Source organism: Sodalis sp. RH22, assembly GCF_047324165.1.
GTDB lineage: Bacteria > Pseudomonadota > Gammaproteobacteria > Enterobacterales > Enterobacteriaceae > Acerihabitans.
This window is the reverse complement of record NZ_CP178731.1, coordinates 4,224,490-4,243,907: the sequence shown is the minus strand read 5'-3', so window position 1 is coordinate 4,243,907 and position 19,418 is coordinate 4,224,490. Positions and strand designations below refer to the sequence as shown.

Annotated in this window: 16 protein-coding genes and 2 tRNA genes; 3 read left to right on the top strand and 15 right to left on the bottom strand. The window is 58.1% G+C overall.

The features are described from left to right. Positions 1–11: 11 nt before the first annotated feature. A complete protein-coding gene (locus ACL2XN_RS19230) occupies positions 12–494 on the bottom strand; it encodes a hypothetical protein (protein ID WP_413729270.1) in 483 nt (160 codons plus the stop codon). A 373-nt stretch (positions 495–867) separates the two neighbouring features. Then, a complete protein-coding gene (gene ilvC, locus ACL2XN_RS19225; RefSeq protein ID WP_410013120.1) occupies positions 868–2,346 on the bottom strand; it encodes a ketol-acid reductoisomerase in 1,479 nt (492 codons plus the stop codon). A 183-nt stretch (positions 2,347–2,529) separates the two neighbouring features. Here ilvC and ilvY point away from each other — a divergent pair, with 183 nt between their 5' ends. Further along, entirely contained in the window at positions 2,530–3,417 is an 888-nt protein-coding gene (ilvY, locus tag ACL2XN_RS19220; RefSeq protein WP_413729269.1) for an HTH-type transcriptional activator IlvY, read from the top strand. Between the two features lie 196 nt (positions 3,418–3,613). Here ilvY and ilvA read toward each other — a convergent pair whose 3' ends face one another. The 6 genes from ilvA to ilvL form a co-directional block, all read right to left on the bottom strand. Further along, positions 3,614–5,158 (bottom strand): threonine ammonia-lyase, biosynthetic, encoded by a 1,545-nt coding sequence (gene ilvA, locus ACL2XN_RS19215; RefSeq protein ID WP_413729268.1) that lies wholly within the window; start codon positions 5,156–5,158, stop codon positions 3,614–3,616. A 5-nt stretch (positions 5,159–5,163) separates the two neighbouring features. Further along, positions 5,164–7,014 carry a dihydroxy-acid dehydratase gene (ilvD, locus tag ACL2XN_RS19210; RefSeq protein WP_410013117.1) on the bottom strand — a complete coding sequence of 617 codons (1,851 nt, stop codon included), beginning with the start codon at positions 7,012–7,014 and terminating at the stop codon, positions 5,164–5,166. A gap of 64 nt (positions 7,015–7,078) precedes the next feature. Next, complete coding sequence (gene ilvE / locus ACL2XN_RS19205) at positions 7,079–8,008, bottom strand: branched-chain-amino-acid transaminase (RefSeq protein ID WP_410013116.1); 930 nt, start codon at positions 8,006–8,008, stop codon at positions 7,079–7,081. A 21-nt stretch (positions 8,009–8,029) separates the two neighbouring features. Continuing rightward, complete coding sequence (gene ilvM, locus ACL2XN_RS19200; protein ID WP_410013115.1) at positions 8,030–8,287, bottom strand: acetolactate synthase 2 small subunit; 258 nt, start codon at positions 8,285–8,287, stop codon at positions 8,030–8,032. Next, on the bottom strand, positions 8,284–9,930 hold the full coding sequence (ilvG, locus tag ACL2XN_RS19195) for an acetolactate synthase 2 catalytic subunit (RefSeq protein WP_410013114.1): 1,647 nt from the start codon (positions 9,928–9,930) through the stop codon (positions 8,284–8,286). Before ilvG ends, ilvM begins: the two co-directional genes overlap by 4 nt. A 156-nt stretch (positions 9,931–10,086) precedes the next feature. Beyond that, positions 10,087–10,188, bottom strand: a complete 102-nt coding sequence (gene ilvL, locus ACL2XN_RS19190; RefSeq protein WP_162367070.1) for an ilv operon leader peptide — start codon at positions 10,186–10,188, stop codon at positions 10,087–10,089. 382 nt (positions 10,189–10,570) lie between these two features. On the opposite strand from ilvL, the gene ACL2XN_RS19185 reads away from it, so the two are divergent. Next, positions 10,571–12,094 (top strand): YifB family Mg chelatase-like AAA ATPase, encoded by a 1,524-nt coding sequence (locus ACL2XN_RS19185; RefSeq protein WP_413721635.1) that lies wholly within the window; start codon positions 10,571–10,573, stop codon positions 12,092–12,094. Positions 12,095–12,120: 26 nt separating this feature from the next. Here the strand turns inward: ACL2XN_RS19185 and ACL2XN_RS19180 are convergent, their stop codons facing one another. Then, positions 12,121–12,459: a DUF413 domain-containing protein gene (locus tag ACL2XN_RS19180; protein WP_410013112.1), complete on the bottom strand. Its 339-nt coding sequence runs from the start codon at positions 12,457–12,459 to the stop codon at positions 12,121–12,123. A gap of 120 nt (positions 12,460–12,579) precedes the next feature. Here ACL2XN_RS19180 and hdfR point away from each other — a divergent pair, with 120 nt between their 5' ends. Beyond that, positions 12,580–13,398 (top strand): HTH-type transcriptional regulator HdfR, encoded by an 819-nt coding sequence (gene hdfR / locus ACL2XN_RS19175; RefSeq protein WP_410013111.1) that lies wholly within the window; start codon positions 12,580–12,582, stop codon positions 13,396–13,398. Positions 13,399–13,430: 32 nt separating this feature from the next. On the opposite strand, the gene yjfF is transcribed toward hdfR, so the two are convergent. The 6 genes from yjfF to ACL2XN_RS19145 all read right to left on the bottom strand — a co-directional run bounded on the left by yjfF (position 13,431) and on the right by ACL2XN_RS19145 (position 19,239). Further along, positions 13,431–14,492, bottom strand: a complete 1,062-nt coding sequence (gene yjfF, locus ACL2XN_RS19170) for a galactofuranose ABC transporter, permease protein YjfF (RefSeq protein WP_410013110.1) — start codon at positions 14,490–14,492, stop codon at positions 13,431–13,433. Beyond that, on the bottom strand, positions 14,485–15,501 hold the full coding sequence (ytfT, locus tag ACL2XN_RS19165) for a galactofuranose ABC transporter, ATP-binding protein YtfT (RefSeq protein ID WP_413721636.1): 1,017 nt from the start codon (positions 15,499–15,501) through the stop codon (positions 14,485–14,487). The genes yjfF and ytfT overlap by 8 nt, the downstream gene beginning before the upstream one ends. 14 nt (positions 15,502–15,515) lie before the next feature. Further along, positions 15,516–17,018 (bottom strand): galactofuranose ABC transporter, ATP-binding protein YtfR, encoded by a 1,503-nt coding sequence (ytfR, locus tag ACL2XN_RS19160; RefSeq protein WP_410016698.1) that lies wholly within the window; start codon positions 17,016–17,018, stop codon positions 15,516–15,518. A 322-nt stretch (positions 17,019–17,340) separates the two neighbouring features. Beyond that, positions 17,341–18,297, bottom strand: coding sequence for a galactofuranose ABC transporter, galactofuranose-binding protein YtfQ (gene ytfQ, locus ACL2XN_RS19155; RefSeq protein WP_410013108.1), 957 nt, complete (start codon positions 18,295–18,297; stop codon positions 17,341–17,343). A 781-nt stretch (positions 18,298–19,078) separates the two neighbouring features. Next, positions 19,079–19,154, bottom strand: a tRNA-Trp gene (locus ACL2XN_RS19150). 8 nt (positions 19,155–19,162) lie between these two features. Continuing rightward, a tRNA-Asp gene (locus ACL2XN_RS19145) sits at positions 19,163–19,239 on the bottom strand. Positions 19,240–19,418: the final 179 nt, after the last annotated feature.

Sequence of the window (19,418 nt, the reverse complement as noted above, 5' to 3'; positions counted from 1 at the left end):
AGTTCCTTTATTCAGGATATTCCGCTTTCCCCAGCCCTCTCCACCTCCGCGATAAATTTCACCCCATGGGCGGTACGTATCCAGCGCGGCGCTCTCAACTCATCGGCAAAATAACTGACCAGTTCAAACAGCAATCCGGTGAGGGTGTGCTCCATTTCCGCTAATAGCGCCCGGTCCATCAGAATTCGCGCCAGCGCCTGGCAATATTCGCAAAGTAGCTCGGCGTCAGGTTCAAAGCGGGGCGAGGTCACCGGGAAATCATCCACGGTCAGGCTTACAATCAAGTGAGGCGGGATCGGGTCGTTCAGCGTGGGTTGCAATCGGGCAAGGCATTCGGCAAGCCGTGCGCTAAGCGCCTGCCGGCGTGTGGTATCGCTACTTTCACGCAGGGTTTCAGCGAACTGTTCGCAATGCCAGGCGAGCACGGTGAAATCCGTGGTTGAACGGAAGGGGACAGAAAAAAATGCATGAGTTTGGGTTGGGATTGTAGCCATAAGGCAGCCGCCACTAAGTTTTGTATCAGGGAGACCAATCCCAGCGCCTGATTTGCAGGCGCAAAAGCACGATATAATGGCGGGCGACTATCCGCCATGCCTTTCGCTGTGAGTATCATTATCGTCGAGGGCCGTCTCAAAATTGAGCGCTATATTGCACGTTATTACGTTTAATGAATCATGTGTTATACATTATTCATAGCCTGCCGCATCGGCGCAGATTGCGGTCGTAACGTATAAAGACTATCCCAATGGGATCAGCGTCCTGTCTACGGTGTCGGGCCGTTGTCGGCAATCTCACGCGCTGAAAAAAAAGCCCCGCGCATCAGCGCGGGGCCTTGTGAAATATCAGCGACTGTCGCCGGTGGAAGAATCAGCCGGCAACCGCAATCCGCTTCATATCTTTCATATACCCGCGCAGGGTGGCGCCGATAATTTCAATCGGATGGTGGCGAATAGCTTCGTTAACATCGCGCAGCTGCGCATTGTCAATCTCGGCGGCAGGCGCGGCCTTGCCGATATCGCCCGGCTGCAGGCTGTCCATAAAGTTGGCTTTCAGCAGCGGCACGGCGGCGTTGGCGAACAGGTAGTTGCCGTATTCGGCGGTATCGGAAATCACCACATTCATTTCATACAGGCGCTTGCGCGCCACGGTATTGGCGATCAGCGGCAGCTCATGCAGCGATTCGTAGTAAGCCGATTCGGCGATGATACCGGAGCGGGTCATGGTTTCAAACGCCAGCTCCACGCCGGCCTTGGCCATGGCTATCATCAGCACGCCGTGGTCGAAATATTCCTGCTCGCTGATTTTGCCTTCAAACTGAGGGGCGTTTTCAAACGCCGAGGCGCCGGTCTCTTCGCGCCAGGTCAGCAATTTCACGTCGTCATTAGCCCAGTCTTCCATCATGCCGCTGGAGAAGGCGCCGGTGATGATGTCGTCCATATGTTTTTCGAACAAGGGCTGCATCAGGGCTTTTAACTGCTCGGACAAGGCAAAGGCGCGCAGCTTGGCGCTATTGGACAAACGGTCCATCATCAGCGTAATGCCGCCTTGCTTAAGCGCTTCGGTGGTGGTTTCCCAGCCGAACTGCACCAGTTTCCCGGCGTAGGCCGGGTCGATGCCGTCCGCGACCATTTTATCGAAGCACAGCAGCGAGCCGGCCTGCAGCATGCCGCACAGGATGGTCTGTTCGCCCATCAGGTCGGATTTTACCTCGGCGACAAACGATGACGCCAGGACGCCGGCGCGATGGCCGCCGGTAGCGGCCGCCCAGGCCTTGGCCAGCGCCATGCCCTCGCCCTGCGGGTCGTTTTCCGGATGTACCGCAATCAGGGTCGGCACGCCGAAACCGCGTTTGTACTCTTCGCGCACTTCGGTGCCGGGGCATTTGGGCGCCACCATGATAACAGTGATGTCTTTACGGATTTGCTCGCCCACCTCGACGATGTTAAACCCATGGGAGTAGCCCAGCGCTGCGCCTTTTTTCATCAGCGGCTGCACGGCCTGCACCACGACCGAATGCTGTTTGTCCGGCGTCAGGTTGACCACCAGATCGGCCTGCGGGATCAGTTCTTCATAGGTACCGACCTTAAAGCCGTTTTCGGTGGCCTTGCGCCAGGACGGGCGCTTCTCGTCAATGGCCGCCTTGCGCAGCGCGTAGGAAATATCAAGTCCGGAATCACGCATGTTCAGGCCCTGGTTCAGCCCCTGCGCCCCGCAGCCGATAATGACCACTTTTTTACCTTTCAGGTAGCCCGCTTCATCGGCGAATTCATCCCGGGCCATAAAGCGGCATTTACCCAGCTGCTCCAACTGCTGGCGCAGGTTCAGGGTGTTAAAATAGTTAGCCATGGTGCTACTCCGTAATAGGGTATGGTACTTCTGGTATAAGGGTTCCCGCCGGACGGGAATAGGATGTTTGCCACTATAAAGCAGGAATCGTGTTGCTTAAATTGATATATTAACAATCTGATATTGCATATTGTGCAACGTGCGCGCTGCGCATGGAAAAAGCGGTTTAAAGGTGCTGCCCCTATGGATCTGCGCGATCTTAAATTGTTCCTTCACCTCGCGGAAAGCCGCCATTTCGGCCGCACCGCGAAAGCGACCCACGTTAGCCCGTCGACGCTGTCGCGCCAGATCCAGCGTCTGGAGGAAGACGTGGGACGGGTCTTGTTCCTGCGCGACAACCGCACGGTACAGCTTACCGATGCCGGCGAGCAGTTGAAGATTTTCGCCCAGCAGACGCTGCTGCAGTACCAGCAGCTGTCCCATCGCCTGGGCCAGCACGGTCCGTCGCTTAGCGGCGAGCTGCGGCTGTTCTGCTCGGTTACCGCCGCCTATAGCCACCTGCCGCCGATCCTCGACCATTTCCGCGCCCGGCACCCGTTGGTGGAAATAAAACTGACCACCGGCGACCCCGCCGACGCCGTGGAAAAAGTGCAGTCCGGCGACGCCGATTTAGGCATTGCCGGCCATCCCGAAATCCTGCCGGCCAGCATTGATTTTACTCCGATCGGCGCAATACCGATGATCCTGATAGCCCCGGCCCTGCCCTGCCCGGTACGCGCGCAGGCGCTGGTCGCCACGCCGGACTGGTCGCATATCCCCTTTATCTTACCGGAGCACGGTCCGGCGCGCCGCCGTATCGATCACTGGTTTCGCGACAACCGCCTCGCCAATCCGCAGATTTACGCCACCGTCGCCGGGCACGAGGCCATTGTTTCCATGGTGGCGCTCGGCTGCGGCATTGCGCTGATCCCCTCGGTAGTAGTAGACAACAGCCCCGAACCGGTGCGCAACCGCGTGCAGATTGTCGAGCACGGTACGCCGGTAGAACCGCTGGAATTAGGGGTATGCGTACAGCGCAAACGCTTGCAGGAACCGTTGATTGAAGCGTTCTGGCAACTGCTGGAACGTTAAGGGGCAACGCAGCCAGGGTGCAATGGCCTGGTTAATGGCGGCGAAGCGCCATTGCTGAATTTTTTCGACGGTAGCGCCGGAGCCGCTTAAGGTCGTGGCGCTATAGCGGCCCGGAACGCCGGGACGGGACGCTACCCATCCCGGCGCCGGGAAGCATGCCCGTTATCCTGGTTGCCGGCCAGGCCGGGATGCCCGGTTATCCTTGCAGAAAGAAGCGGAAAGCCGGATTTTGGGTTTCGTCGTGGCATTCATAACCCAGCGCGGACAGGTGGCGGTCAAACTCCGGCTCCTGCTCGCCCAGCTCGAAACCCGCCATGACGCGACCGTAATCGGTGCCGTGGCTGCGGTAATGGAACAGGGAAATATTCCAATGCGTCCCCAAAGTATGCAGGAATTTCAACAGCGCGCCCGGCGATTCCGGGAATTCAAAACTGTACAGGCGTTCGCGCAGCGGTTTCGACGGGCGTCCGCCCACCATATAACGCACGTGCAGCTTGGCCATCTCGTCGTCGGACAGATCCACCACCTGGTAGCCGCCGGCGGTCAGCTCGCTTAAGATCTCATCGCGCTCCACGCGTCCCCGGGTCAGGCGCACGCCGACAAAAATGCAGGCGTTATCCGCGTCGGCGTAGCGATAGTTAAACTCGGTTACCGCGCGGCCGCCCAGCAGCTGGCAAAATTTCAGGAAACTGCCCTTCTGCTCGGGAATGGTCACCGCCATCAGCGCTTCGCGCTGCTCGCCAAGCTCGCAGCGCTCGGAAACATAACGCAGGCCGTGGAAATTGACGTTGGCGCCGGACAGCACATGGGCCAATCGTTCGCCCCGGATATTATGCTGCTGAATATATTTTTTCATGCCCGCCAGCGCCAGCGCGCCCGCGGGTTCCGCTATCGCCCGCACGTCCTCGAACAGATCCTTGATTGCCGCGCAGATGGCGTCGCTGTCCACGGTAATCACGTCATCCAGGTACTCGCGGCATAAGCGGAACGTTTCGTCGCCGATACGCCTGACCGCCACGCCTTCGGCGAACATACCGACCCGGGGGAGGTCCACCGGTTCGCCGGCCTTGAGCGCCGCGCACAGGCAGGCGGATTCCTCGGCCTCCACGCCGATCACCTGAATCTGCGGCATCAGGTGCTTGATCAGCACCGCTACGCCCGCGGCCAGGCCGCCGCCGCCCACCGGTACAAAAATGCGGTCCAGATGCGCGTCCTGCTGCAGCAGTTCCATCGCCAGCGTACCCTGGCCGGCGATCACCGCCGGATGGTCGAACGGCGGCACGAAGGTGTAATGACACTCGCGCGCCAGCTCGATAGCCTTGGCCTTGGCCTCGTCGAAATTGGCGCCATAGAGAAAGGCTTCGCCGCCGAAACTGCGCACGGCGTCCACCTTGATATCCGCCGTGGCAACCGGCATCACGATCAGCGACTTGATGCCAAGCCTGGTCGCGGAGAGCGCCACGCCCTGGGCATGATTGCCCGCCGAGGCGGTCACCACGCCATGGGCTTTTTGCTCTTCATTGAGGCCGGAAATCATCGCATAGGCGCCGCGCAGCTTAAAGCTGTGCACCGGCTGCCGGTCTTCCCGCTTTACCAGGACGGTATTGTCCAGGCGCGCGGAGAGTTTTTCCATGACTTGCAACGGGGTGACCTGGGCCACCTCGTATACCGGCGAACGCAGCGTGGCGCGCAGGTATTCCGCCGCGCAGGGCGCGGCGGGCAACGGTAGGGAGTCGGCCATGACCGTTAGCCTCCCAGCTTGCTTTTATCGCGCACTGCGCCCTTATCGGCGCTGGTGGCGAGCAAGGCGTAGGCCCGCAGGGCAAAGGACACCTGACGCTGGCGATCCACCGGTTTCCAGGCGTCCGCGCCGCGTGCCGTCTGTCTTTCCCGCCGGGCGGCCAGTTCGCTGTCCGCCACGGCCAGCGCGATGCTGCGCTCATGGATGTTGATGTCGATAATATCACCGTCCTGTACCAGTCCGATCAGGCCGCCGCTGGCGGCTTCAGGCGAAACATGGCCGATGGACAGGCCGGAGGTGCCGCCGGAAAAACGGCCGTCGGTAATCAGCGCGCACTGCTTGCCCAACCCCATGGATTTCAGGTAGGTGGTGGGATACAGCATTTCCTGCATGCCCGGCCCGCCTTTGGGTCCTTCGTAACGGATGACCACCACGTCGCCGGCCACCACTTTGCCGCCCAGGATGGCCTCGGTGGCGGCTTCCTGGCTTTCATACACTTTAGCCGGGCCGCTGAAGATCAGGCTGCCCTTATCCACGCCGGCGGTTTTGACGATACAGCCGTCTTCGGCGATATTGCCGTACAGCGTCGCCAGCCCGCCGTCCTGGCTATAGGCGAACTCGCGGGAGCGGATACAGCCCTCCTGACGGTCGGTATCCAGGGACGGCCAGCGGCAGTCCTGCGAGAACGCCTTGGTGGTGCGGATGCCGGCAGGGCCGGCGGAATACATGCTTTTCACTTCCGCGTCTTCGGTCAGCATCACGTCATACTGTTGCAGCGTTTCCGGCAGCGTCAGCCCGAGGATATTGCCGACCTCGCGGTTCAGCAGGCCCGCGCGGTCCAGTTCGCCCAGGATGCCCCAGACGCCGCCGGCGCGGTGGACGTCTTCCATATGGTATTTCTGCGTGCTGGGCGCCACTTTGCACAGATGCGGCACCCGGCGCGATAAACGGTCGATATCGGCCATGGTGAAATCCACGTCCCCTTCCTGCGCCGCCGCCAGCAGGTGCAGTACGGTATTGGTGGAGCCGCCCATGGCGATATCCAGCGTCATGGCGTTTTCAAATGACGCTTTACAGGCAATGCTGCGCGGCAGCGCGCTTTCATCGTCCTGTTCATAATAGCGCTTGGTCAGTTCGACGATGCGCTTGCCGGCATTGAGGAACAGCTGACGCCGGTCGGCATGGGTGGCCAGCAGCGAACCATTGCCAGGCTGGGACAGGCCCAGGGCCTCGGTCAGGCAGTTCATGGAGTTGGCGGTAAACATGCCGGAACAGGAGCCGCAGGTGGGACAGGCGGAACGTTCGATCTGGTTGCTGTCGGCATCGGACACGTTCGGATTGGCGCCCTGGATCATGGCGTCAATCAAATCGAGCTTGATAATTTTATCGGACAGCTTGGTCTTGCCGGCCTCCATCGGGCCGCCGGAGACAAATATCACCGGGATATTCAGGCGCAGCGCCGCCATCAGCATCCCCGGGGTGATTTTATCGCAGTTGGAAATACAGACCATGGCGTCGGCGCAGTGGGCGTTGACCATATACTCCACCGAATCGGCAATCAGCTCGCGCGACGGCAGGGAATACAGCATGCCGCCGTGACCCATGGCGATGCCGTCGTCCACCGCGATGGTATTGAATTCTTTCGCCACGCCGCCGGAGGCTTCAATCTGCTCGGCAACCAGTTTACCCAAATCGCGCAGGTGCACATGGCCCGGCACAAATTGGGTAAAGGAGTTGACCACGGCGATAATCGGCTTGTCGAAATCATCGTCGGTCATGCCGGTGGCGCGCCATAAGGCACGGGCGCCGGCCATATTGCGGCCGTGGGTGGTGGTAGCGGAACGATACTTTGGCATGCTCAATACTCCAGTTAATCTTTTGGCAGGCGGTTAACCCGCCTGCTGTTAAAAACCTATAGTTTTAGTTATTGACCGGGTCCAGCCAGCCCCATTTATCTTCGGTCTCGCCGGTGAACAGGCCGAAAAACGCCTGTTGCAGCTGTTTGGTCACCGGACCGCAGCGGCCGATGCCCACCTGGATGCCGTCAACGCTGCGCACCGGGGTGATTTCCGCCGCGGTGCCGGACATAAACACTTCGTCGGCCAGATAAAGCGATTCACGGGAAAGCACTTGCTCGCGCACTTCGAGACCGCGATCTTTCGCCAGTTTGATGATGGCGTCGCGGGTAATGCCCGGCAGGGCGGAAGAGGTGAACGGCGGCGTAAACAGGATGCCTTCCTTCACTTCAAACAGGTTTTCCCCCGCGCCTTCGGAAACATAACCGTGGACATCCAGCGCGATGCCTTCCTGATAGCCGTGGCGGCGGGCTTCGCTGCCCACCAGCATGGAAGAAAGATAGTTACCGCCGGCCTTGGCCGCGGTCGGGATGGTATTGGCCGCCACGCGGTTCCATGACGACACCATGGCGTCGATGCCCTGATCCAGCGCGTCTTCGCCCAGATAGGCGCCCCAGGGGAACGCGGCGATAATCACATCGGTGGTATAACCGGCCGGCGGGTTAACGCCCATGCCCACGTCGCCGACAAACACCAGCGGACGGATATAGGCGCTGACCAGCTTATTCTTGCGCAGCACTGAACGGCAGGCTTCCATCAGGTCATCAACACTGTGGCTTACCGGCATACGGTAGATCTTGGCCGAATCATGCAGGCGTTGCATATGTTCACGATGGCGGAACACCACCGGCCCTTTATGCGAGTCGTAGCAACGGACACCTTCGAAGACTGACGATCCATAATGCAGCGCATGGGACATCACATGGACCTTGGCCTCCGCCCATGGAACCATCTCGCCGTTGAACCAAATAAAATCAGCTTTCTTCGTCGTCATTTTCTTTTCCTTACTCGTGCCTTAGGCGCGTATTTGTTGTGATGTCAATTGCTGGATCTCGACACAGGCGACATCCATAAGTTTACTTAATTGTGAAGACAGTAAATCGACCGGGCGAATGCTTGCAACCGTCAATTGAATATTTATACATTCCGGATTGATCTGCGGCGTCATATTTAATGCGCAAACCCGGAATCCGCGGTGGCGCACCACGCGCAGGACGCGTTCCAGGATTTCCGGACGGGAACGCGCCTCGATAGAAAGCTGATGTTGCATCATGATAATTTCTCCAGCATGGTTTCATTGCCGGCGCCGGGCGGCACCAGTGGCCAGACATTTTCGTTTTCGTCGATGGAGACATGCAGCAGGTAGGGGCCCTGGTGGGAAAACATGGCGTCAAAGGCGGCATCGATCTGGTCTTTTCGGGTAATTCGTTGGCCGGGGATATCAAACGCGCTGGCCAGGATGAGAAAATCGGGGTTATCTGTCAGGGTGGTCTCGCTATAGCGTCCGTCGAAAAACAGTTGTTGCCACTGTCGGACCATGCCTAATCGCTGATTGTCGATCAAGACGATTTTCAGCGGCAGCCGTTTTCGCTTGATGGTGGTCAATTCCTGGACATTCATCATAAACGAGCCGTCGCCGGAGACACAGACCACGGTGTCATCGGGACGCGCCACCTGGGCGCCGACCGCGGCCGGCACGCCGAAACCCATGGTGCCCAGGCCGCTGGAGGTGATGAAGTTCTCCGGACGGGTGAAGCTCATATGCTGGGCGGCCCACATCTGGTGCTGTCCGACGTCGGTGGTGATCACGGTATTATCCGGTACCCGCCGGGAAAGCGCGTTCAGCAATGCCGGCGCGTAAATAGCCTCGCCCGGATGATCGTAACGCCAGCGGTATTCCGATTTCAGCGCCTGGGTTTCACGGCGCCAATCGTCAATCGACAGCGCCTGCGCCAGGGCGGGAAACAGCTGGTTTAAATCACCCTGCAACGCCACGTGGGGCTGACGCAGTTTACCCAGTTCCGCCGGGTCGATATCCAGATGGATCACTTTGGCGTGGGGCGCAAAGGAATTCAGCCGGCCGGTAACCCGGTCGTCAAAACGGGCGCCGACCGCCATAAGCAAATCGCAGGACTGCACCGCCAGGTTGGCCGCCTGGTTGCCGTGCATGCCCAGCATGCCCAGGTAACAGGGATCTTCACGGTCAGGCGCGCCCAGGCCTTTCAGGGTCGCCACGCTCGGGATGCCGGTGCGATGAATGAAATCACGCAAGGCCGGCACCGCGCGCGCCATGCCGACGCCGCCGCCCACATACAGCATGGGTTTGCGCGCCAGGCGCAGCAGGTCGCGGGCCGCCGCCACATCCCCCTGGACGGCCCCGTCCTGACTGTCCATGGCGACCAGATGCGGGCTGAGTTCGCCGGTGGCCAGCTGGATATCCTTGGGGATATCGATCAATACCGGCCCCGGACGCCCGCTGGTGGCGACGGCGAAGGCCTCGGCCATGATGGCCGGCAGTTCGTCCAGGCTTTCCACCAGGAAACTGTGTTTGGTGCAGGCCAGGGACAGCCCGAGCACGTCGATTTCCTGGAACGCGTCGGTGCCGATAAGCGCCGAGCCGACCTGGCCGGTAATGGCCACCAGCGGCACGGAGTCCAGCAGGGCATCGGCCAGGCCGGTGATGAGATTGGTCGCCCCGGGGCCGGAGGTGGCGATACAGACGCCGACTTTACCGGTAGCTCGCGCATAGCCAATCGCCGCCATGGCCGCTCCCTGTTCATGCCGGCATAGGAGATGTTCCACCCCGCCGTCAAAGAGCGCATCGTATACCGGCATGATGGCGCCGCCGGGATAACCGAAAACCATATCCACACCCTGTGCGCGCAACGCTGACACTACCCACTGAGCACCGTTCATAGTTAGTTCCCCGCCTGTCTGCGCTGGGAACAGGATTTTATGCTGTTAATCATTTTTCTGTTCCTTATTCATAATATATCTTGGTGGCCATAAAAAAGTGCCAAAAAAAAACCCCCGTCCTTTCGGTGCGGGGGTTTTCTTGAGATTTAAGCTTGTTTAATAAGCTTTTCTTCGTCCAAGTGCAGCCCCGCACGGTGGGATAATAATCACCACCACGCTAATCACGACTAGGCTTATCACTTGGACAAAGGCTTTCATAAATAGGGTTTCATCACTTCTGGTCGAATGAATACCTACAGAGTTATCACAGTAAATGGGGTTATGACAATCTTTTTTATTATTTTCGCTGGGATCGCGCGGCGGCGAAAATTCTAAATAGACCGTTTTTCAATAATTTGATGAGTCATGAATATTTTTCATCTTCGGCGGCATTCTCCCCCGCCACGCTCTCTTCTCTGCACAGGATTAACCTTGGGGCGCCGCCGCGCACGGCTGCGAAGCACGGCAAACGCCGAAATTTTTTTACGGGCCGTTCCGCAGGGCGGGAGCCTGCCCCTGGGCTGCAGGCGCAAAGCGGGCATGATAAGGGCCGATGCCGTCATCGCGGGTGCGGCATCCAGGATGGTGATGGAGGATGGGCATGTCCCTTGCGTTAATTTATACCCGGGCGTCGATCGGCGTCCAGGCGCCGTTGATTTCAGTGGAGGCCCATATCAGCAAAGGTCTGCCCGGCTTTACCCTGGTGGGGTTGCCTGACGCGACGATAAAAGGGGCGCGCGATCGGGTACGCAGCGCGCTGCTGAACAACGGTTTCGATTTTCCCGCCCGGCGGATAACCGTCAGCCTGGCGCCGGCCGATCTGCCCAAGGAAGGCGGGCGCTATGATTTGCCTATTGCGCTGGCGATCCTGGCCGCGTCGGAACAAATTGCCGCCGATAAGCTCGCTTGCCATGAATTTCTCGGCGAACTGGCGCTGTCCGGCGAACTGCGGCCGGTGCAGGGCGCCATTCCGGCGGCGCTGGCGGCACAACAGGCCGGGCGGCGTCTGATCCTGTCCAGCCATAACAGCGGCGAGGCGGCCCTGATACCGGATAGCCGCGTGCTGGTCGCCGGGCATCTGCGCGATGTATGCGCCTTCCTGCAGGGCGGCGCCGAACTCAATGCCGTGCCGGGCCAGGACCCGACGCCGCCGGCATACGACGGCGCCGATCTCAGCGACATCACCGGCCAGCCGCAGGCCAAACGCGCCCTGGAAATCGCCGCCGCCGGCGGGCATAACCTGCTGCTTATCGGTCCGCCGGGCACCGGCAAGACCATGCTGGCCAGCCGGCTGCCGGGGTTGATGCCCCCCTTAAGCGATGCGGAGGCCGTAGAGACCGCCGCGCTGATCAGTCTGATGAGCGCCGGGGCCGCCCGCCGGCATTGGCGCCAAAGACCGTTTCGCGCCCCGCATCACAGCGCCTCGATGGCGGCCCTGGTCGGCGGCGGTTCCCTACCCCGGCCCGGCGAGATATCCCTGGCCCATAACGGGGTGTTATTCCTGGATGAGCTGCCGGAGTTCCAGCGCCGGGTGCTGGACGCGCTGCGCGAACCGCTGGAAGCGGGTGAAATCGTTATCTCCCGCGCCCAGGCCAAGGTACAATACCCGGCGCGTTTCCAACTGGTGGGCGCCATGAACCCCAGTCCGTCCGGCGATTACCAGGGCGTCCACGGCCGCAGCGGCCTCGCGCAGACCCTGCGTTACCTGAACCGGTTATCCGGCCCCTTCCTGGATCGTTTTGACCTGTCCATCGAGGTGCCGCTGCTGCCGCCGGGAATGCTGCGCCGGCAGAACCCGGCGGGCGAGACCAGCGCGATGGTGCGCGCCAGGGTGCAAGCGGCGCGCGACATCCAGCTGCGACGCGGCCGGAAAATCAATGCGTATCTCAATAACCAGGAAGTTGCATTATATTGCCGGCTTGCTGAAGAGGACGCGGTTTTCCTGGAAGAGGTGATGGAAACGCTGGGTTTGTCGGTACGCGCCTGGCACCGGACGCTCAAGGTTGCCCGAACGCTGGCGGATTTGGCGGGCGCGGCCGAAATACAGCGCGATCATCTGGCGGAGGCCGTCAGCTATCGCACCATTGATCGTCTGCTGCAACAGCTTTGGCGGCACATGGAATAACATGGGGCCGCAGCCCCATGCCGGGATTAATCTTCGCTGTCGGTATAGTCTTCCACCACGTCCATCTGCGGCTTGCCGCCGGATAAGGTATGGAAGCGCTTGGGACGACGAATGTGCTCGATATACTTGAACCACACTTTTTCGTGCTCGGTGGAAGGCTCGCGCTGGCCCTGGCATACCGCGACAAATTGCGTCTCTTCATCGGTAACCGGTTCGCGCTTGCCGCTGTCCAGATCGTTGTAGGCATGCCCATAGCGCTCCAGCAGCTGGGCTTCCCGAATGGTGAAATGACCATGCCGGGAAAAGCCACGCGGGTAATTTTTGTTATCAAAATAACGATTGGTACTAGAAAAGCTGTCCGCCATCTTAAGCGCTCCCCATCCTTTCATAAGCCGTACTGTTTATGGCGCGGAGTATTAGATAGGCTTGACTTTCTGTAAAACAAAACATTTAAATCGTTACGATAAAAATTTCTGGAGATGGGCGTGGATACGGAATTACTGAAAACCTTTTTGGAAGTTAGCAGGACCCGCCACTTTGGTCGCGCCGCGGAAGCGCTTTATTTGACGCAGTCGGCGGTGAGCTTCCGCATTCGTCAATTGGAAACGCAATTGGGCGTCAGTTTATTTACCCGGCACCGCAATAATATCCGCCTGACGCCTGCGGGAGAAAGCCTGTTGCCTTATGCGGAAAACCTGATGTCCACCTGGCAACTGGCCAAAAAAGAGGTGACCCGATCGCTGCAGCATAGCCTGTTATCCATCGGCGCCACCGCCTCGCTGTGGGAGGCCTGGTTGGGGCAATGGCTGCACGTGTTATACCAGCAGCGCCCTACCCTGCAGATAGAAGCCCGCATAGCGCAGCGCCACGCGCTGATAAGCCAGCTGCATGAGCGCCAGCTGGATTTGCTGATCAGCACCGAAGCGCCGAAGATGGAGGAGCTGACCTGTCAGTTGCTGGGGAATTTTTCGTTGTCGCTGTTTACCGCCTCGGCACCTCCCGAAACGGGGGATCGGCCTTATATCCGTCTGGAATGGGGGGCCGACTTCCATACCCATGAAAGCCGGCTGCTGGTGAATAACCCCCTGCCGGTCATGAGCACCACCTCGGCCCTGCTGGCCCGCAGCCTGCTGCCGACCACCGGGGCATGCGTATTTTTACCCAGCCATTGGGGCGAGTTATATCCCGACCTGGCTGCCATCGCCGATATCCCTCCCCTGGTCAGGCCGCTCTATGCCGTATGGCTGCAAAACAGCGATCAGCGCACCCAGATAAGGCAGCTGTTGAAAACACCGGTCATTTAAGCCTGTGAAGCCCGTCACGTCCCTGGCGGCCATCAGGACGAGCCATCCCCCGGGTAGCCGGCTGCGGGTGCCTTATGAGCCTGCTGTTGGCTTTCCGCCGGGATGCCGGTGCGGGGAATACTGGTGACCTTGGCATTTTGCTTATTCTCCCACAGCGAGTTCAGCAGCCGTTGCAAGGCGATAAACGCAAACAGCAGGATGCCGATGACGATTTTGGTCCACCAGGAACTCAGGGTGCCGTCAAAGTTGATATAGGTCTGGATAAGCCCCTGGATCATGACGCCGAACAAGGTGCCGAACACCGTGCCGATGCCGCCGCTCAACAGCGTGCCGCCGATCACCACCGAGGCGATGGCGTCGAGTTCCACGCCCATGCCGGCCAACGCGTAGCCGGCCGAGGTGTAAATCGAAAACACAATGCCCGCAAGCGTCGCCAGCCCCGTGGACAGCATATAAATACGAATCGTGGTGCTGCGGGTCGATACCCCCATCAGGTTGGCGGCCGTCGCATTGCCGCCGATGGCGTACACCTGATTGCCGAACTGCGTATACCGCGCCAGCAGGATGCCGAACACCATCACCAGCAGCATCAGCACCCCCATGGCGCTAAGACGTCCGCCGCCGGGCATCTGCCAGGCGAGGCCCGAGAGGGTTTCATAGATCGGATGGTCGATGGGCAGGGACTCTTCCGACACCAGGTAACTGGCGCCGCGCAGGAAAAACATGCCGGCCAGGGTAATGATAAACGCTGGGATTTTTAATGTATCGATAAGCCAGCCCATAAACGCGCCGAATCCGCAGCCCATGATCAAGATCAGCGGAAACGCGACCAGCGGCGACAGATGATAATCGCCGATCACGCGCGCCAGGAAGACGCCGGTAAACGCGATAACCGACCCCACGGAAAGATCGATGCCGCCGGAAATAATCACAAAAGTCATGCCGACGGCGATAATGCCCAAGAACGCGTTATCCGTCAGGATATTGCAGATAACCCTGGTGGAGGCGAAACCGGGAAAACGGCTCAGGCAAAACAAATAACCGACAATAAATACCGCGATGGTAATGACCAGGGGAAGGTTACGTTTAAGCATGGCGACGGCTCCTGCGAATAAAAGCGATAAAGCTGGAGGACTGCATGACCAGCACGCAAAGCACCACCACGGCTTTCACCACCTGGTTAAGCTCCGGCTGGAAGCCCGACAGCAAAATGCCGGTATTCATCCCCTGGATAATCAGCGCCCCCAGGATTGACAGAAACAGGTTAAAACGCCCGCCCATCAGCGAGGCCCCGCCGATCACCACCGCCAGAATAGCGTCCAGTTCCAGCCACAGGCCGGCATTGTTGGCATCCGCGCCACGAATGTCGGCGGTGACGATCAGTCCGGCGACCGCGGCGCACAATCCGCTCAGGATGTAAGTGGACATGACGATAACCCGTGTCTTCACCCCCGCATTCTTGGCCGCGCGGATATTGATGCCCACCGCCTCGATAAACAATCCCAGGGCGGTTTTGCGCGTCAGCAGCCAGGCCAGTACCAGCGTAATCAGGGTAATAAACACCGGCACGGGGAAATAGAACAGCGAGCCGCTGCCGATCCAGGACAGCGACGGATTGTTAAAAGTAATGATCTGGCCTTCGGTCACCAGCTGCGCCACGCCGCGCCCGGCCACCATCAGGATAAGCGTTGCCACGAAGGGCTGTATTTTCAGCAGCGCCACCAGGACGCCGTTCCATAAACCCGACAGCACGCCCACGCCCAGGGTCGCCAGGATGATAACCGTCAGGCTATAGCCCTGTACGGTTAACGTCGCGGTCACCGCGCCGGCGATGGCCATGACGGCGCCCACCGACAGGTCGATCCCCCCGGTGGCGATAACCAGCGTCATGCCGATGGACAGCAGGGCGACCGGCGCACAGCGATTTAAGATATCAATGAGACTGCCGAACAACCGTCCATCCTGGATATGGATGGAGAAAAAATTATTGGCGACAATACTGTCAACCACTAACACAACCACCAACGCGGCCAGCTGCGGCATTCCCACCGGCCAGCGTTTGGCGACAACGACTTTAGTATCGGATGACATTGAACCAGACATAACAGTCACGCTCCTTAGGCGGCAATGGCATTCATAATGGCGCTCACCGATAGCTTATCGAGCGGAATATCCGCGATATGTTTCCGGTCGCGCAGAATAACAACCCGGTCGGCATAACCCACCAGTTCTTCAAGCTCTGAGGAGATAACCAGCAGGGCCAGCCCATCGGCGCACAAGGATTCGATTAAACGGATGATTTCGGCATGGGCGCCCACATCAATGCCCCGCGTCGGTTCGTCCAGGATCAGGAACTGCGGTTTGGTCAGCAGCCAGCGCGACAGCAGCACCTTTTGCTGATTGCCGCCGGACAGGAACTCAATCGGCTGCTCGGCGCTGGGCGTGCGGATATCCAGTTGGCGGATAAAACGCTCGGCAATGTTATTTTGTTCCTTGCGCGGGATGGGCCGCAGCCATCCGCGCTGTACCTGCAGGGCCAGGATAATATTTTCCCGCACCGAGGCGGCGGCGATAATGCCGTCTGTTTTACGATCTTCCGGACAGAAGCCCAGTCCCAGCTTTCCCGCCTGGTTGGGCGAACGGATCACCCGCTCGGTGCCCTTGATCCAGGCGGTGCCCGAATCCGCCGGGCGAATGCCGAAAATCACTTCGGCGGTTTCGGTACGCCCCGACCCCAGCAATCCGGCAAGCCCGACGATCTCGCCCGGTCTGACCTCCAGATCAAAGGGAGCGATCGTGCCTTTCTTGCCATAACCGGCAAAGGCCGCCACCGGCTTTTCGCTATGCAGGGTACGGCCGGCGCGCTGCAAGGCATGCTCATCCAGTTCACGACCCAACATCATCTTGATCAATTCAATATGGGGCAATTCGCGGGTATAACGCGTGCCGACAAACTCGCCGTTGCGCAGCACGGTGATGCGATCGGTAATTTTATAGACCTGGTCGAGAAAGTGGGTCACAAAGATCAGGCTGATACCCCGGTCGCGCAGCTGGCGCATAATGGTAAACAGCATCTCGACTTCGTTGGCGTCCAGGCTGGCGGTCGGCTCATCCAGGATCAGCACCTTGGCCGACAGATCCACCGCCCTGCAAATGGCCACGATCTGCTGCATCGCCACGGAAAAATGCCCCAACGGCTCCGTTACGTCCAGCGCAAAACCATAACCCGCCAGTAATATTTCCGCGCGGCGATTAACCTCTTTACGATCGATAAAACCAAACCGTCGCGGTTCGCGACCGATAAATAAATTATCCGCCACCGAAAGATTCGGCAGCAGATTGACCTCCTGGTACACGGTGCCGATGCCAAGCTCTTGCGCATGGGCGGTATTCTTGGGATGAATATCTTGTCCATCCAGGTTAATCGTACCGCCGTCACGTTGGTAAACACCGGTTAACGCTTTGATAAGGGTTGATTTCCCCGCGCCATTCTCGCCGAGCAATCCCATGATTTCGCCGCGATTGAGAGTTAACGACACGTTGTTTAACGCTTTTACGCCGGGAAAGGTTTTGCTTAGGCCGGTAATGTTGAGTAATACATCATCATGACTATCGATAATACCCACGGTAAATCCTCCTAAAGACGTAGCCGGATAAACACGCTATCAGTACCGTTACACCCCGACCCTGTGCCCCGGTATTGAAGGTTAACGGTCATTATTGGGGTAAAAGAAATGGATGCTATTCGCCAGCTACCAATGCGCCTGGAGTGCATGCAAACAACAGGGTAGAGATGCGCCCTGGCGGCTGGGGTCTTGGCGCCAAAACCCCAATCCCAGGGACGCGTTTACAACGTATTTCTTTTTGCGCCGATCCAGGTCGCTCCCTGGCTACGCGGACGCAGGCTTAATCCCCATCGCTGCCGGCAGGATCCCCTGAGTTTTAGTAACCCATGCCGCTTTTCTTATCCAATTGGGCCTGGGCATCGGCCGGCAGGAACAGTTTGCTTTCCGTCTTGATGATTTTGGTGGGCTTGGTACCGTCTTTTTTGTATTTCGCCAGGGCGTCAAACGCCGGTCCGGCCATATTCGGCGTTAACTCCACATTGGCGTTGGCCTCGCCCGCAAGCATGGCTTTATAGATATCCGGAACGCCGTCGATGGAGCCGGTAAGAATATCTTTACCCGGTTTCAGGCCGGCTTCTTTAATGGCCTGGATGGCGCCGATCGCCATATCGTCGTTATGGGCAAAGACCATACAGATATTTTTGCCGTTGTTTTCGGCCTTGATAAAGCTTTCCATGACCTCTTTCCCTTTGCTGCGGGTAAAGTCACCGGACTGGGAACGAATGATTTTGATGTTATGCGCCTTGGCAATGGCGTCGGCAAAACCTTTCTTACGGTCGATGGCGACGCTTGCACCCACGGTTCCCTGCAATTCCACCACATTACAGGGTTTATCGCCCACGGTCTTGACCAGCCAGTCGCCAATCAATTGGCCTTCAAGCACGTTATCGGCGGTAACCACCGTTAAATAGAGAGAATCATCTTTCACTTTAATAGCCCGGTCGAGCAGGAATACCGGGATCTTGGCGCTCTTGGCTTCCTGCAGTACCGGCTCCCAACCCGTCTGAACTACCGGCGCGATAAAGATGGCATCGACGCCTTGGGCAATAAATGAACGGACCGCCTTAATCTGGTTTTCTTGTTTTTGCTGCCCGTCGGCAATTTTTAAGGTAATGCCGCGCTTCTGGGCTTCACTTTTCGCCACCGACGTTTCCGCCGCGCGCCAGCCCGATTCAGAACCCACTTGCGAAAAACCGACGGTCAACGACTCGGCAAAAGCCACTGAAGACATGGCGACAGAAATGGCGGACACTAAAAGTAAACGCTTCCACATAGTCATCATCCTCTTATAATCATAAAATGTGCTGGTATCATTAGTTTGATAGCAATAATAAAACTAAACAAAAAACCGCTTTTTTATATCGGGGCGCATCACACTTTTGATAAATAAGAGCCGGATCTAACAGCAACTTCTTTATTTAAATCTGTAGCTTATGGATATATTTTTGTCCAGCCCCAGAGAGTATGACGACATAATTGCTTTATTAATAAGCAATTACACGCCATCTGTTTTTTTTGCTTTACCCGTAACATGGGCGCGGCTATGTATAAATCAGCTGGTGTTTTTTATGTCTTCATCAGAAGAGAGAGGGTGTATTTAACGATGGTGCGCAGGGTGGGATTGTGGCATTTTTCCGATAACTAGAATTACCATAGCTGAATCAATTTTTTTATATGGATAATTTTGCTTTTGTCTTTCAGCCGCGCGGTGCAGCTATTCCCAGCGGGCAACGAGAAAAATTGTGGGCAGGATGGCGTTAAACCGGCCAACAGTTATTTAATAAATACCCGGATAAAAATGCTGGCAGGATTATTTATCCCCAATATTTATTAGGATAATGAAGCCCATTTCTGTAATGAGTCACCGCACACTGCCGGTCGTCAAAAAAACGGCCGGGAAATATAATCGAAGATTGCGTTATTGAGTGAAAGCGAGCAAATAAAGCGCGTTTTAACGCCCAATAGTCCCAACGCCAGGGGATGGACTGCGTTGCGTTTACAGTAATGCAGACGAAAAAAAGCCCCTCGCGTAAGCGAAGGGCTTTTTTTGTATCTGGCAGGGGCGGAGAGACTCGAACTCCCAACACCCGGTTTTGGAGACCGGTGCTCTACCAATTGAACTACGCCCCTAAATAGGGTGGCGGTGCGGACGGGACTCGAACCCGCGACCCCCGGCGTGACAGGCCGGTATTCTAACCGACTGAACTACCGCACCACGATTCGGTACTACACCCAAACATAACATTTGCGGGGTCAACGCATGTTAAAACCGTTTGCGGTGCTTAACCAACGCCCCTCGCTTCGCTCAAGGTATTGGTCTTAATGGATGCCTGGCAGTTGATGCCTGACTGCGTCAGGCCCCCTTCGGGCCGCCGCAAGCGGCGTTCAACAGGC

Bases quoted from the DNA above. Each gene is read 5' to 3' on its own strand.
- ACL2XN_RS19230 (WP_413729270.1), bottom strand. From the start codon at position 494: ATGGCTACAATCCCAACCCAAACTCATGCATTTTTTTCTGTCCCCTTC.
- ilvC (WP_410013120.1), bottom strand. From the start codon at position 2,346: ATGGCTAACTATTTTAACACCCTGAACCTGCGCCAGCAGTTGGAGCAG.
- ilvY (WP_413729269.1), top strand. From the start codon at position 2,530: ATGGATCTGCGCGATCTTAAATTGTTCCTTCACCTCGCGGAAAGCCGC.
- ilvA (WP_413729268.1), bottom strand. From the start codon at position 5,158: ATGGCCGACTCCCTACCGTTGCCCGCCGCGCCCTGCGCGGCGGAATAC.
- ilvD (WP_410013117.1), bottom strand. From the start codon at position 7,014: ATGCCAAAGTATCGTTCCGCTACCACCACCCACGGCCGCAATATGGCC.
- ilvE (WP_410013116.1), bottom strand. From the start codon at position 8,008: ATGACGACGAAGAAAGCTGATTTTATTTGGTTCAACGGCGAGATGGTT.
- ilvM (WP_410013115.1), bottom strand. From the start codon at position 8,287: ATGATGCAACATCAGCTTTCTATCGAGGCGCGTTCCCGTCCGGAAATC.
- ilvG (WP_410013114.1), bottom strand. From the start codon at position 9,930: ATGAACGGTGCTCAGTGGGTAGTGTCAGCGTTGCGCGCACAGGGTGTG.
- ilvL (WP_162367070.1), bottom strand. From the start codon at position 10,188: ATGAAAGCCTTTGTCCAAGTGATAAGCCTAGTCGTGATTAGCGTGGTG.
- ACL2XN_RS19185 (WP_413721635.1), top strand. From the start codon at position 10,571: ATGTCCCTTGCGTTAATTTATACCCGGGCGTCGATCGGCGTCCAGGCG.
- ACL2XN_RS19180 (WP_410013112.1), bottom strand. From the start codon at position 12,459: ATGGCGGACAGCTTTTCTAGTACCAATCGTTATTTTGATAACAAAAAT.
- yjfF (WP_410013110.1), bottom strand. From the start codon at position 14,492: ATGCTTAAACGTAACCTTCCCCTGGTCATTACCATCGCGGTATTTATT.
- ytfT (WP_413721636.1), bottom strand. From the start codon at position 15,501: ATGTCTGGTTCAATGTCATCCGATACTAAAGTCGTTGTCGCCAAACGC.
- ytfQ (WP_410013108.1), bottom strand. From the start codon at position 18,297: ATGTGGAAGCGTTTACTTTTAGTGTCCGCCATTTCTGTCGCCATGTCT.